At 66.7% G+C, this 13,969-nt stretch carries 10 protein-coding genes; 7 read left to right on the top strand and 3 right to left on the bottom strand.

All coding sequences use genetic code 11. The features are described 5' to 3' along the window. Positions 1–5: 5 nt before the first annotated feature. Genes B9Y64_RS16385 through B9Y64_RS16405 form a run of 5 tightly spaced genes read left to right on the top strand, consistent with a single transcriptional unit; the run spans position 6 to position 5,858 of the window. Positions 6–1,349, top strand: coding sequence for an LLM class flavin-dependent oxidoreductase (locus B9Y64_RS16385; RefSeq protein ID WP_100441611.1), 1,344 nt, complete (start codon positions 6–8; stop codon positions 1,347–1,349). 4 nt (positions 1,350–1,353) lie between these two features. Then, positions 1,354–2,574: a M20 aminoacylase family protein gene (locus B9Y64_RS16390; protein WP_100441612.1), complete on the top strand. Its 1,221-nt coding sequence runs from the start codon at positions 1,354–1,356 to the stop codon at positions 2,572–2,574. Beyond that, on the top strand, positions 2,571–3,122 hold the full coding sequence (locus B9Y64_RS16395; protein WP_100441613.1) for a GNAT family N-acetyltransferase: 552 nt from the start codon (positions 2,571–2,573) through the stop codon (positions 3,120–3,122). The genes B9Y64_RS16390 and B9Y64_RS16395 overlap by 4 nt, the downstream gene beginning before the upstream one ends. After that, positions 3,119–4,864: an amino acid ABC transporter permease/ATP-binding protein gene (locus B9Y64_RS22465; protein ID WP_100441614.1), complete on the top strand. Its 1,746-nt coding sequence runs from the start codon at positions 3,119–3,121 to the stop codon at positions 4,862–4,864. Before B9Y64_RS16395 ends, B9Y64_RS22465 begins: the two co-directional genes overlap by 4 nt. Before the next feature lie 16 nt (positions 4,865–4,880). Continuing rightward, positions 4,881–5,858: an ABC transporter substrate-binding protein gene (locus B9Y64_RS16405; protein WP_100441615.1), complete on the top strand. Its 978-nt coding sequence runs from the start codon at positions 4,881–4,883 to the stop codon at positions 5,856–5,858. A gap of 174 nt (positions 5,859–6,032) precedes the next feature. Here the strand turns inward: B9Y64_RS16405 and B9Y64_RS16410 are convergent, their stop codons facing one another. Next, the gene (locus tag B9Y64_RS16410) at positions 6,033–9,152 is read right to left on the bottom strand and encodes a discoidin domain-containing protein (protein ID WP_100441616.1); all 3,120 of its coding nucleotides are present in this window, start codon (positions 9,150–9,152) and stop codon (positions 6,033–6,035) included. A 521-nt stretch (positions 9,153–9,673) separates the two neighbouring features. Between B9Y64_RS16410 and B9Y64_RS16420 the strand changes: the two genes are divergently transcribed. Then, entirely contained in the window at positions 9,674–10,171 is a 498-nt protein-coding gene (locus tag B9Y64_RS16420) for a helix-turn-helix transcriptional regulator (RefSeq protein WP_100441760.1), read from the top strand. A 27-nt stretch (positions 10,172–10,198) separates the two neighbouring features. Here the strand turns inward: B9Y64_RS16420 and B9Y64_RS16425 are convergent, their stop codons facing one another. Further along, a complete protein-coding gene (locus B9Y64_RS16425) occupies positions 10,199–11,275 on the bottom strand; it encodes an MBL fold metallo-hydrolase (RefSeq protein WP_100441618.1) in 1,077 nt (358 codons plus the stop codon). Between the two features lie 105 nt (positions 11,276–11,380). Between B9Y64_RS16425 and B9Y64_RS16430 the strand changes: the two genes are divergently transcribed. After that, positions 11,381–11,992 carry a TetR/AcrR family transcriptional regulator gene (locus B9Y64_RS16430; protein WP_100441619.1) on the top strand — a complete coding sequence of 204 codons (612 nt, stop codon included), beginning with the start codon at positions 11,381–11,383 and terminating at the stop codon, positions 11,990–11,992. Here B9Y64_RS16430 and B9Y64_RS16435 read toward each other — a convergent pair. Beyond that, positions 11,989–13,935, bottom strand: coding sequence for an EAL domain-containing protein (locus tag B9Y64_RS16435; protein ID WP_100441620.1), 1,947 nt, complete (start codon positions 13,933–13,935; stop codon positions 11,989–11,991). The genes B9Y64_RS16430 and B9Y64_RS16435 overlap by 4 nt on opposite strands. Between the last annotated feature and the right edge of the window lie 34 nt (positions 13,936–13,969).

Here is a 13,969-nt window from a genome sequence, read left to right on the forward strand (position 1 = left end):
TTCCCATGAGCACGACCCCGCGCCACATTCCGTTCGGCATCATGCTGCAGGGTCCCGGCAGCCACATGCATGCCTGGAAGCATCCGTCCAATCCGGCCGATGCCAGCGTCAACCTGCAGTTCTACATCGACATCGCGCGCACCGCCGAGGACAACGGCATCGCCTTCGGTTTCGTGGCCGACGGCCTCTACATCAACGAAAAATCGATCCCGCATTTCCTCAATCGTTTCGAGCCGATCTCGCTGCTTTCGGCGCTGGCCACGGCAACGAAGAAGATCGGTCTGGCTGGCACGCTGTCGACTTCCTACAGCGACCCGTTCACCGTGGCCCGGCAGTTCGCCTCGCTGGATCTGCTCAGCGGTGGCCGTGCCGGCTGGAACGTGGTGACCTCGCCGCTGGAAGGTTCGGGCCGCAACTATGGCCGGCCGCACCCGGAGCACGCGCTGCGCTACCAGATCGCCGACGAGTACCTGGAGGTGGTGCAGGGCCTGTGGGATTCATGGGATGACGGTGCCTTCGTTCGCGAGCGCGACAGTGGCACCTTCTTCGCGCCGGAGACGTTCCGCCGGCTCGACCACAAGGGCCGCTTCTTCCAGGTGGAAGGGCCGCTCAACATCCAGCGCTCACCGCAGGGGCAGCCGGTGATCTTCCAGGCCGGTTCGTCCGACGATGGCATCGCGCTGGCCGGCAAGTATGCCGATGCGGTGTTCACCCATTCGCCGTCGCTGGAAGAAACCCGCGCGTTCACCCAGAAGGTGAAGAACTCGGCGATCGCGCAGGGTCGCAGCGGCAGCGACGTGAAGATCTTCCCGGGCATCGGCCCCATCGTGGGACGTACCGCGGAGGAGGCCGAAGCCAAGTACCAGGCGATTGCCACGCTGGCCACGCTGGAGGATGCGCTGGCCTATCTCGGCCGCTTCTTCGACCACCACGATTTCAGCCAGTACGATCCGGATGCCCCTTTCCCGGAGCTGGGTGAGATCGGCAGCAACTCGTTCCGTTCCACCACCGATCGCATCAAGCAGGAGGCGCGTGAGAGGGGCCTGAGCCTGCGCCAGGTGGCATTGGAGGCGGTCAGCCCGCGACCGAACTTCATCGGGACGGCGGAACATGTGGCCGATGAGCTGATCCGCTGGTTCGATGCCGGCGCCAGCGATGGCTTCATTCTCGGTTTCGCGGCACAGCGCGAAGGGCTGGACGATTTCGTGACCCAGGTGCTGCCGATCCTGCAGGCACGCGGCTACCACCAGCGCGAGCTGGAAGGGCAGACCCTGCGCGAGCACCTGGGCCTGCCGTACAAGGCCAGCCGCCATTCGACCGACGCCGAACCGGCGCGGAAGGCGGGATAAGGCGATGAGCGGAGAATCTTCGGTAGCGCCGGGTGTGGCCCGGCGCAGTCCCGCGCCCCTCGGCGTGCTGCCCGAAATCGCGTCACGGGCCGAGGCCGCCATTGCGATCCGCCACGACCTGCACAGGCATCCGGAGCTGGCCTTCCAGGAGCATCGCACCAGCGCCCGTGTGGCCGAGCTGCTGCAGCAGTGGGGCTATGCGGTCACCACCGGCCTTGGTGGCACCGGCGTGGTCGGCACGCTGCAGCGCGGGCAGGGCCGCCGCCGCCTCGGCCTGCGTGCCGATATGGATGCATTGCCGATCCACGAGGACTCCGGCCTGGCCTATGCCAGCCAGACCGACGGGCTGATGCATGCCTGTGGCCACGACGGGCATACCGCCATCCTGCTGTCCGCTGCGCATTACCTGGCCCATCACGGCGATATCGACGGCACCCTGCAGCTGGTGTTCCAGCCTGCGGAGGAAACGGGTTCGGGTGCATCGAAGATGATTGCCGACGGCCTGTTCGAGCGTTTCCCGGTGGACGCGATCTACGGGTTGCACAACTGGCCGGGCGTGCCGGTCGGTCACTTCGGCTTTGTCGATGGCCCGGCGATGGCATCGGTGGACTGGGCGCGGCTGAAGGTGATCGGCAAGGGCGGACATGGTGCCGAGCCGCAAGGGAGTGTCGACCCGATCCTGGCGGCGGCGCACATCGTCACCGCACTGCAGAGCGTGGTGTCACGCAATGTCGATCCGCGGCAGATGGGTGTGGTGACCGTCGGTTCGATCCACGGCGGGCAGGCCGCCAACGTGATTCCGGACGTGGTCGAGTTGAAACTGACCGTGCGCGCCTACCTGCCCGAGGTGCGCGACACCCTGCGGCGCCGGGTTGCCGGGATTGCCGAGCAGACCGCTGCCGCGTTCGGCGCACGCGCCGAGATCGAGTTCCCGCGCGGCTTCCCCAGCGTGATCAATCACGCGCAGCAGACCGCCTACATCCGCGAGGTAGCAGTAAAGGGCTTCGGCACCGGACAGGTGGTGCCCGGGTTCGCGCCGCGCACCGCCAGCGAGGATTTCGCCTTCCTGTTGCAGGCACGGCCGGGCAGCTTCGTGTTCGTCGGCAACGGCGACAGTGCACCGCTGCACAGCCCGCGCTACGTGTTCAACGATGCTGCCATTGCACCCGCCGCCAGCCTGTGGGCGCGGCTGGCCGAAGACTATCTGGTGAAGGATGCGACATGAGCAGCGACGAACGCTTCCTCTATACCTCGGTGGATGATCCGCTGGCGCGGCCGCTGTTCGATGGCCTGGAACAGGAGTACGACAGCCGCTACGCAGACGTGCGCCGACGCATCGGCGGCAGCGCCCGCGAGGAGCTGCAGCGCTATCCGGCGCAGGCCTTTGCTGCCCCGGTAGGTGCCTTCGTGCTGCTGCTGCGCGACGGTGTGGCGATTTCCGGCGGCGCGTTCATGCCACATCGCGATCCGGACACTGCCGAGTTCAAGCGCATCTGGACGTTGCCGGGGCTGCGCCGGCAGGGCATCGCGCGGCGCGTGCTGCAGGAACTGGAAGAGCAGGCGGCGCGCCAGGGCTACCTGCGTGTGTTCCTGACGACGGGCTTCCGCCAGCCTGAGGCGGTCGGCCTGTACCTCAGCCACGGCTATACCGCGCTGTTCGATCTGGATGCCGATCCGGAGGCCATTGCGCATCTGCCGTTCGAGAAGCGCCTGCGGGCGGCGGCGCCCGTCATCACGCCTGCGCAGCCACAGCTGCAGGGAGCCCACGCATGAGCACGCCGTCGACCGCACTGGAGGGCATCGCTGCACGGCCGGCGCCAGCACCGACGTTGAAGATCGTGCCTGCGCGGCACCCGTTGCAGGTGGTCGGTACCGTATTGGCGCTGGCACTGATCCTGATCGCACTGCAATCGGTGCTGGGCAACCCGCGCTGGGGGTGGAGTACCTTCGCCGAGTGGTTCTTCGCGCGCCCGGTGCTGGAAGGCCTGGGTCGCACGTTGCTGCTGACCGCGCTCGGTACCGGCCTTGGTTTCGCGCTGGGTACCTTGCTTGCACTGGCGCGTGTGTCCGGTTCGCCACTGCTGTCGGCGGTGTCGTGGGGCTATGTATGGTTGTTCCGTTCGATCCCGCTGCTGGTGCTGTTGTTGCTGCTGAACAATCTGGGTTATCTGTACAGCACCATCGAGCTGGGGGTGCCGTTCACCGGCATCAGCCTGTTCTCGTACCCGACCACGCAGCTGATCGGCGTGTTCACTGCCGCGGTGCTGGGGCTGACCCTGAACCAGGCCGCGTTCTCGGCCGAGGTGATCCGCGGTGGCATTCTTTCGGTCGACCACGGCCAGTACGAGGCCGCGGCCGCACTCGGCCTGCCGCGTGGCCGCCAGGTGCGCCGCATCATCCTGCCGCAGGCGATGCGCTCGATCCTGCCGGCGGCGTTCAACGATGTGATCGGCCTGGCGAAGAGTACCTCGGTGGTCTACGTGCTGGCGCTGCCGGAGCTGTTCTACACCGTGCAGGTGATCTACCGCCGCAACCTGGAGGTGGTGCCGCTGCTGATGGTGGCCACGGTCTGGTACCTGGTGATCCTGACCGTGCTGTCTCTGCTGCAGCGGCGCGTGGAGCAGCGCTTTGCGCGCGGCCAGTTGCAGCGCGAGCGCTCGGTGTCGCGGGTCTCGCAGCCGCTGCGTGGACCCGCAGATGCAGCGCCGCGCGTGGCCAGCCGTCCGCGCATTGCGGCCCCGGTCGAGGCAGGCGAGGGGGCGGCGGTGTCGCTGCATGGCGTGGGCAAGGTGTTCGGTGAACAGCCGGTGCTGGAAGACGTGAACCTGGACCTTCGCGCCGGCAGCGTGACCGTGCTGATCGGCCCGTCCGGCGCCGGCAAGTCCACGCTGCTGCGGCTGATCAACCACCTGGAGCGCGCCGACAGCGGCTACGTGACCGTTGCCGGCCAGCTGATCGGCTACCGTCGCGACGGTGACACCCTGTTCGAGCTGCCGGAGCGCGAGATCCGCCGCCGCCGTGCCGAAGTGGGCATGGTGTTCCAGGGCTTCAACCTGTTCCCGCATATGACCGCGCTGGAGAACATCATCGAGGCGCCGATCGCGGTGCGCGGCATGCCACGCGCTCAGGCCGAGCAGCAGGCGCGGACGCTGCTGGAACGGGTCGGCCTGGCCGGAAAGGCCGATGCCTTCCCGCGCCAGCTGTCCGGTGGCCAGCAGCAGCGCATCGCGATTGCCCGCGCACTGGCGCTGCAGCCGAAGGTTCTGCTGTTCGACGAGCCGACTTCGGCGCTGGACCCGGAGCTGGTGACCGAAGTGCTCAGCGTGATCGAAGAGCTGGCCAGCTCCGGCACCACGCTGGTGATCGTCACCCATGAACTGGGCTTCGCCCGCCGCGTGGCCGACCACGTAGTGATGATGGACCAGGGACGGGTGATCGAGCAGGGCACGCCCGAGGCCCTGTTCGAGCGCCCGCGCCAGCAACGCACTGCCGATTTCCTGGCCAAGACCCTGTAACCCCGGAAGGAACACCATGAGCCCTGCAGCACCGCGTCGAATCTCCCGCAGCACCCTGGTGATCTCAGGCGTTCTGGTCGTCGGTATCGCCGGCATCGTCTATTCCCGCGTACGGCAAGCACCGGATGCCGGCGTCGTGGCTGCGACCAGCCTGGCGGGCGCGAACACGGCCGTGCTGAAAGGTACGTTCGATCCGAAGGCACAGGCGTTGATTCCCGCCAGCTACCGCTTCGTCACCCCCGGTGCGTTCACGGTAGCCACCCATCCGGGGCAGCTGCCGCTGGCCGACTACGGCGCCGACAGCAAGGACGTTGTGGGCATCGAGCCCGACATCGCGCGGCTGATTGCCGACGGGCTGGGCCTGAAGCTGGTGATCGTACCGGTGGCATGGGCCGACTGGCCGCTGGGGCTGGAGTCGGGCAAGTACGATGCCGTGCTGTCGAACGTGACGGTCACCGAGGAGCGCAAGAAGAAGTTCGATTTCTCGAGCTACCGTTACGACCTGCTCGGCATCTACACGCGCAGCGATGGGCCGATCCAGAAGATTGAAAAGCCGGCCGATGTCGCCGGGCTGAAGGTGGTGGTCGGTGCCAGCACCAACCAGGACCAGATTCTGCGGCAGTGGGACCAGCAGAACATTGCGGCCGGCTTGAAGCCGGTGCAGTACCAGTACTTCGACGACGCCGTGGTGGGCCGGTTGGCGGTGATCACCGGCCGCGCCGATGTCTCGTTCGAGCCCAATGCCACCGGCGCGTACTCGGCACGCGACGGCAAGGTGCGGCGTGTAGGCCTGTTCCCCGGTGGCTGGCCGAACGCCGCGGCGATTTCGGTGACCACGCGCAAGGGCAGTGGCCTGGCCGACGCGGTGACGCAGGCGTTGAACACCCAGATCGGCAGCGGCACCTATGCGCAGGCGTTGAAGCGGTGGAATGTGGCCGAGGAAGCGGTGCCGCAGTCGCAGACCAACCCGCCGGGGTTGCCCACGCTGCAATGACGCCGAGCATGACCCGGCGCCACCGCCGCTTTTGTAGAGCCGAGCCATGCTCGGCTGCAGTTCGCGCGGTGCGCGATGAGTCGAGCATGGCTCGACTCTACAGGAGCATCCACGCATGGCGTGGATCTACTCGCGGAGTCTGCTTTCGGTAGAGCCGAGCCACGCTCGGCTGCTCTACCAACGCGCTTCCAGCGTCCGGAACGGCTTCGCCAAGCGCACGCCCTCGGCATCGAAGCCGGAAACGCTACGCCCATCCACACGCACCGTCTTCGGCAGGGTGCGCTCCGGCCACCAGACCTTCACCGGCGTTCCGCTGCGCAGCCCCTGGCCAAGCGTCACCGTCAGCACCCCGTCGCGCTGCCGCGCCTGCATCTGCAACGTGCCATACGCGGTTGGCAGACGCTCGACCGCCAACCCATCGCCAGCCACCCACGACGGCGGCGTGCCCGGCAGCAGCGATAACGCATCATCGTCCTCGCGCATCAGCATGCCGAACAGCGTGCGGCCGTACTCGGCGCCGATCCAGGTGTGCGGCATGTCGCCCAGGTAGCGCGGGAAACGCAGGCGTGAGTGCACGACCTCGGCCAGCACCTGCCACTCAAGCGGGCGCCGGTCATGCAACAGGCCCTGCAGCAGCTCATCGGCTGCCTGCGGCTGGCCCAGGTGCACATAGCTCAGCACGTTGCGGATTTCGTACGGCGTGTAGGCGTACAGCGCACCGGGCTGGCTGCGCTTGCGGACGTCCTCCAGGTAACGCGCAAAGGTGGTCTTCAACGCCTCGGCGGGCAGCACGCTCTGCGCGCCGGTAGGGTCCAGCGCGATCGATACGCCAGTGGGATCGCCATCGCCCAGGTCCGCCGAGGACGGAATGAAGTCGATGCCCTTCCACGCCATCGTGGCCCGGATCGAGGCATGCAGTGCGTCGTACAGCAGTCTGTACTGCTCACGGGCCCAGGCGGCGGTCTCGTGGTCACCCAGTGCTTCGGCCAGCCAGGCGCCGTCGTGCCACCCCTTCAGCCCCCAGTAGTCATCCCAATAGCTGTGGGTGGGTGACGGATAGCCCTCATGGCTGATCGATGGCGCAAGAATGCCCGCGAAGCGCTCCGGCGCTGGCTGGTCGGCCTTGTAGCCAGGTACCAGCGTGCGCTCGCGCAGTTCCTGCAGGAAGCGCAGCGCGGCCTTCACTTTGGGCAGGTAGGCACGCACGGATTCTGGTCCGCCATCCAGGCGTGCAACGTCGGCGACCAGCGCCACGTACTGGCCCTGGCTGTCGTACTCGATGTCCGAACCGAAGCCGGTATTGACGCTGCCATCGTCGTTGAGGATCGGCGAAACCAGGCCGTTGGCATGCACGCCGTGCGCGCTGTACCAGGCCAGGTAGTCGCGCGCGACGCGGGCTTCGCCCATGCGCAGCAGCACCGCCGAGGTCGCCATGCCATCGCGGATGAAGGAGCGGTTGTAGTTGCGCGGGCCGGGCTGCATGGCCGGGCCGGTCTGGTTGATCAGCATGTAGGCAGCCTGCGCGCGCAGCATGTCGACCAGTGACGGATCGGGCAGGCGCAGGCCGACCTGGCCCAGCCGAGCCTGCCAGTCCGCAGACGCCTGCGTGGCCAGGGAATCGAACGCGGCATTGGCATCGCGGGGCAGCGTGGCCAGATCCAGCGCGGGTGCTTCGGGCAGCACGCCATTGGCATCGGTGGCGGCAGTGCCCAGCGGGAACGCGACCACGATGGCATCGCTGGCTCCCGGTGCCAACGAGATGCGGTAGTTCAAAGCCGCCGAGGCAAGACCCTGGTCATCACGCGCCCGCTGCGTGGAAGGCAGTTGACCGGCAGCGATGTCCGCGGTGATTTCGGTAGCGCCGTCCTTGCCGAACGGTGCGGCGGCCGAAGCAGCCACCGACGTGAGCGACTGCAGCAGCGTGCGCCCATTGATGCGCACGGCCTGTCCTTCGATGGCCACGTCGCGGATCGGTGACAGCCCGCCGTTCTGCCACGGCGGATTCATCTGCATCGGGCGCACGACCAGGCTGAGCGTGCCGTCGATGCGGGTGCTGCCGGTGTTGTGCAGGCGATGGCGAAGGAAGGTCACCGGCTGGCCATCGCGCTCGATGGCGAACACTTCACTGCGCAGCTGCAGGCCGGGTTGCGGAGACCAGGTGGTAGAGGGCATCGGCTTCCAGCCGTCGCGCAGGGCATGCTGCACGGCTTGCCCGGCGGCGCCGGCGGTTTGGCCGTCGGCGTTGCGCCAGATCGGCTGCACCAGCGGCGCGCCCTTGAAGGCCTCCAGATTGCCGTATTCGTCGAAGATCGATTTCTGCCGTCCTGCATGCACACCGACGGCCGTCCAGTAGGTCTGCTGCATCTGCAGCGACGCCGGGAACAACGCGCGCTGCGCGCCGCTGGCGGTGATCTGATACTGCTTCATCGGCGTCATTACGGCTTTTGGGCCGAGCAGGCGCAGGCGAGCCAGCTGCGGTGCAGCGCCGTCCACGCTCAGGCGGAATGCACGTAGAGGCTGTGCCGTGCCAGCAGCCAGCCAGCTCTGCCGATGGCTGGCCGCCTGTGCATCGTGTGCGAGGTCCTGCCAGCGGCCCTGTGCATCCTGTGCCTGCAGTCGGGCGGCGCCGCGCGCGCCATCGGCCCAGTCGACCACCAGGCCAGCCGTCAACTGAGCCTGCGGCAGCGTGATCTCGAGCGTATGCGATCCACCTTTTCCGGCCGGAATCGCCACGGTGCCACCGCCTTGCCAGAGCGCCGCTGCCTGCGTTGCATCGACACCGCTGATGCGTGCGCTGAGCGTGTTGTCCAGCGGCTCCATCTCGAAGATTGACACGCCCCAGTCAGAGGTGCGCTGGGGGCTGGCCAGCCGCAGGTAGCGTGCCTGGCGCGGCGCGAAGTACAGCGTTTCCACATCGCCCAGCGAATCGGCCATGGTGTACGCGGTCTGCCAGTGCGTGCCGTCCGTTGAGGTCTGCAGTGAATAGCCTTCCGGGTTGGATACATCCCAGGTGAGGCGCGCGCCGGCCAGCAGTGTTGGTGCGCCAAGATCGATCTGGAACCAGTGGCCGGGGCTGAAGGCGCCGCCGGTGACGGTCTTCGGGTCGCCGTCGATCAGATGGCCGATCGCCATTGCCGGCACCTGCTGCGAGGAACTGCCTGCCTGCCATTGGCTGCGCGGTGGAAGAGGCTGCGCCTGCACGGAGTACGCCAGGGCGGCGAGCAACAGGGCGGCGGCAGATCGGCATGGGGTGGCGGAGCGGGAGACCTTGGAGCGTTCGGCGTGCAACGTCATTACGGACTGCCTCGCAGGTTCGACCGGAACAGGGTGAGCGCTACGCTAGCAAGGGATGTAATCGGTTACATGACGCACTGCAGCGCCGCTCGACGCTGGCGCTGTCATCGCGGGAGGCGGGAGGGCTGACGGATATGGCTCTGGACGCATAGCCCGGATTGGCCAGGGTCACAACGGGTGTTGTTTCAGTTGGGTTGTCATTTGACAACTATCCAATATCATGTGCAGACTGCGGAGAGCAGGGAATGCCTCGGGCGCGTCATCCGGACAAGGACATCGAAGCGGCGTTGCAGTTCATGGAGGAGCGTGGGTGGAGGCTCCGCATGGCGGGCGGTCATGCATGGGGCCGGATGTATTGCCCTTACAACGACACCGATTGCCGATGCGGAGAGTTCTGCATCGTGAGCATCTGGAGCACGCCGCGTAGTGGCAGCAATCATGCAAGGGCCTTGCGGCGTGTAGTCGAGAACTGCAGCCGTGAACAATGAAACCAGGCTTCGTCAGAAGCGAGGGGGGCAATGATGGAATTCAATTTCACCCTGAAGTACCGCGTGCCGGACACATGCGATGAAATCGGTGTCCTCGAGCAGCGCCTGGCCGAGGGCGGCTGTGACGATGCGCTTGTGGGCATCGGTCTACCAGGAAGGCTGGCCCTGGCCTTCTGCCGCGAAGCGGACAGTGCGGGGACTGCCCTGCGTTCGGCGCTTGATGATGTGCAGCGGGCCATTCCCGGCGCCGAGCTGGTTGAAGTGAGCCCCGACCTGGTGGGGCTCACTGATGTCGCGGATCTGCTTGGAATGTCGCGTCAGAACATGCGGAAGCTCATGCTGGCCAATCCGCAATCGTTTCCGTCCCCGGTGCACGACGGCTCGACCTCGATCTGGCACCTTGCCGACATTCTCGATTGGCTGCGAGCGCGCGGCAGCGGCAAGGTCACAACGGAAATGACCGAACTCGCCGCCGCCGCGTTGCAGCTCAATCTGGCCCGGGAAGGGCGCAGGCTTCACTCAAAGAGATAGTGGTGGCCAGGATCGGAGCCCATCGCATTACAGCTCCACCGTCTCCCACCAGCGTGTACCCGCCTGCGGCGCCTGCATGTCCAGCGCTTCGCCCATCATCGGCGTGGCCACCGGCACGTTCTTCGCGGCGGCCAATGCTGTGATGCGCTCGAACGGCTGCTGCCATTCGTGCAGGGCCAGGTCGAAGGTGCCGTTGTGGATCGGCAGCAGCCACTTGCCACGCAGGTCCAGGTGCGCCTGCAGCGTCTGTTCCGGCTGCATGTGCACGAACGCCCAGCGCGGATCATAGGCGCCGGTCTCGATCATGGTCAGGTCGAACGGACCGTACTTCTCGCCGATGGCCTTGAAGCCGTCGAAGTAGCCGGTGTCGCCGCTGAAGAAGATGCGGAAGTCACCGTCCTGGATCACCCATGAGGCCCACAGGCTGCGGTCGCTGTCACCCAGCCCGCGGCCGGAGAAGTGCTGGCCCGGGGTAGCGGTCAGGCGCAGGCCATTGGCTTCGGTGGATTGCCACCAGTCCAGCTGCTCGACTTTGCGCGCGTCCACCCCCCACGCGATCAGCTGGTCGCCGACGCCGAGCGGTGCAATGAAGCGCGCGGTCTTGCCGGCCAACTGCATCACCGCGGCATGGTCGAGATGGTCATAGTGGTTGTGCGAGAGGATCACGCCGGTGATCGGTGGCAGTTCGTCGATGCTGATCGGTGGCGCATGGAAGCGTGCCGGCCCCATCCACTGCACCGGCGATGCGCGCTCGGAAAACACCGGGTCGGTCAGCCAGTACTGGCCACGCAGCTTCAGCAGGATCGTGGAGTGCCCAAGCCGGAACAGGCTGCGATCCGGTGCGGCGTCCAGCGTGGCGCGGTCCAGTGGCTTCACCGGAATCGGGTGAGCAGGCACGGTGCCCTTGGGCTTGTTGAACAGGAACGTCCACCAGATCTCCGCACCATCGCGCAGGCCCATGGCCGGACGGGGCAGGGCATTGCGGAACTTGCCATCACGGTACTGCGGCGAATCGGGGAAGTCGGGGAGGGACCAGGACTTGCAGAAGGTGTAGGCGGTCACGGCGAGGATTCCAAGCAAAAGGACAAGGAGCAGGCGCTTCATGGGGTGATGTCCACGGAGTACACTGCACAGTGTAGTTTCGTGTTTTTCAAAAGTACACTGCCGAGTGTAAAATGGTGGCATCCGTTCAGTTATCCGGTTCCCGCCATGTCCGATGCCCCGCAACGCCTGACCGACCGCAAACGCGATGCCATCGTGCGTGCGGCGGTGGAGGAGTTCCGTGCCTCGGGCTACGAGGCGACCAGCATGGACCGTATCGCCGAGGCGGCGGAGGTCTCCAAGCGCACCGTCTACAACCACTTCCCGAGCAAGGAAGCGCTGTTCTCGATGATCCTGGAGGAGCTGTGGGAGCGCAGTGTGGCCAGCGACACACTGCCGTACCGCGCCGACCAGCCGCTGCAGGCGCAGCTGCTGCAGTTGCTGGGCCAGAAGCTGGAACTGCTCAGTGATGGAAACTTCATCGACCTGGCGCGGGTTGCGATGGCCGAGATCATCCACTCACCCGAGCGCGCGCAGGCCATCGTCTGCCGCATGGGCGAGAAGGAAAGTGGCGAGAGTGCCTGGATCCGCGCGGCGATCGCCGACGGCCGGCTGCGCGAGGTCGATCCGGAATTTGCCGGCCACCAGCTGCACGGGCTGGTGAAGAGCTTCGCGTTCTGGCCGCAGGTGACGATGGGGCAGCCTCCGTTGACCGCCCAGGAACGTGCACGCGTGGCGGACTCGGCGGTGGCGATGTTCCTGGGGTTCTACGCGGTCTAGTTGGCGGCGAAGCGACGGAACTCGTCGGCCGGCAGCGCGGCTGAGTACAGATAGCCCTGGCCGACATCCACCCCCAGTGCGCGCAGTTGCTGTTCCTGCGCAAGGGTTTCAGTACCTTCGGCCACCACGATCGCGCCGCAGCGGTGCGCGACTTCGACGATGAAGCGCACGATCGACTGCGACTTGGCGTCGGACAGCGAAGCGATCAGCGCTTGCTCGATCTTGACCTCGGCGATGGCCAGCTGCGAAAGCAGGATCAGGGTTGAATAGCCCGCGCCGAAGTCATCCAGCGACAGGGTGACCCCGGCCGCCAGCAGTTGTGCGATGTTGGCATCGACCACGTCACGCTCGACGATCTCGGTCCACTCGACGATTTCCAGCCGCAGCATCGCACCGGGGATGTCGTGCAGCTGCAGCAGTTCCTGCAGGCGCAGGCCGAAGTCGGGCAGGCGCAGGGATTCCGCTGAAACATTGACTGCGATGGTCAGTGCCGTGCCGTCCTGCCGGCAGCGCTGCAGGAAATGCACCGCCGACTGCAGCGTGGCCCATTCCAGGTCTGCCAGCCGGCCCTGCCGGCGCAGCAGCGAGATCACCCGCATCGGCGCAATCGGCCGGCCTTCGCCATCGCGCATGCGCAGCAGCGCTTCGGCACCCACCAGCCGGCGGTCGCGCAGGCGATGCTTGGGCTGGTAGCACAGTGGCGCGTCACCCCGCTGCAGCCAGCGCTCGAGTGCGATCTCGATCAGGGTATCGATCTCGCTGTCGCGCTGGATCGGGGCATCGAAAAACACCACGCCCGACTCGATCGTACTCAGTGCCAGCGTGATGGCACGGAACGGCAGGTGACCTTCGTCGGCGGTGGCCGGAGGTTTCAGCTCGACCACCGCGCAGCGGAACAGTGGCCGGAAACCTGGCCAGTCGCGGCCGATGCGATCGGCAAGATTGCTGGCCAGCTCGGTGATATGGGCCTGGCTGCGCAGCTCGATCAATGACATGCCGCGCACCAGGATGGCCAGCGCGGCGTCGCCGAACTGGTAGACCTCCACGTCGTCCGCAGCCAGCGATGGCAGCAGGCGGTGGACGTCCGCTGGCGTATCGTGATGCCACAGCCCGCTGTCCTGCAGCGGGCCATAGCGCAGGCGCAGGTCGCGCAGGTTGCCCATCTCGACCACCACCAGGCAGGCGCTGCCCAGGCCATCGTTGCCGCGCCAGAAATGCTGCAGCCGTTCGCCCAGCGCCCGCATGTTGGGCAGGCCGCTGATCGGATCGATGCGCAGCCACGCCTGTTCGCGCTGGCGCTGCGCATCGATCTGGGCATCGTTGTAGACCAGCGCGAACACCGCGCCGAGCACCAGCAGCGAGACCGGCAGTGCCAGCACGCGCTGGATTGCCAGTTCGGCCACCGGCAGTTGATCGGCGCCAATGATCGCCACACCCAGCGCCAGGCCCAACGCGGTCATCCCGATACGCACGGACCACGCCTGCAGGATCATGCGCGGTGAGAGTTCGTTGAGCATGCGCGGATGCAGGCGCCTGCGCAGCCAGACGCCGGCCATCATCTGCAACGCCGCCTCAAGGCTGGCAGGCAGGAAGAACTGGGTGCCGACGAACTGGTAGCGGGCCAGCAGGGCGGCGGCCAGGCAGGCCAGGCCGCCACGCCAGCCACCGAGCAGGCCGCTGACCAGCAGGATGTCGAAGCCGAGGTGCAGCTTGACCATGCCCTGGGTGTAACGGGCCACGAACCAGGAATTGAACAGGTAGATCAGGCCCAGCGCCACGCCGACGTACAGGCGACGGCCTTCAATGGCGTGCCCGGCGTGACGGGTGGCGACCAGCAGCACGCCGATCATGCCGATCACCGCGGTGGCCTGCAGCAGGTACAGCGGCAGGCTGGGCAGGGCGCTGTCCAGGACCTGGGCCGAGACCCTTGAAAGCGCATCCATAGCAGGTTCTCGCCTGTGACCGACGGCCAGTGAC

This window comes from Stenotrophomonas maltophilia (genome assembly GCF_002799245.1).
Taxonomy (GTDB): domain Bacteria; phylum Pseudomonadota; class Gammaproteobacteria; order Xanthomonadales; family Xanthomonadaceae; genus Stenotrophomonas; species Stenotrophomonas maltophilia_S.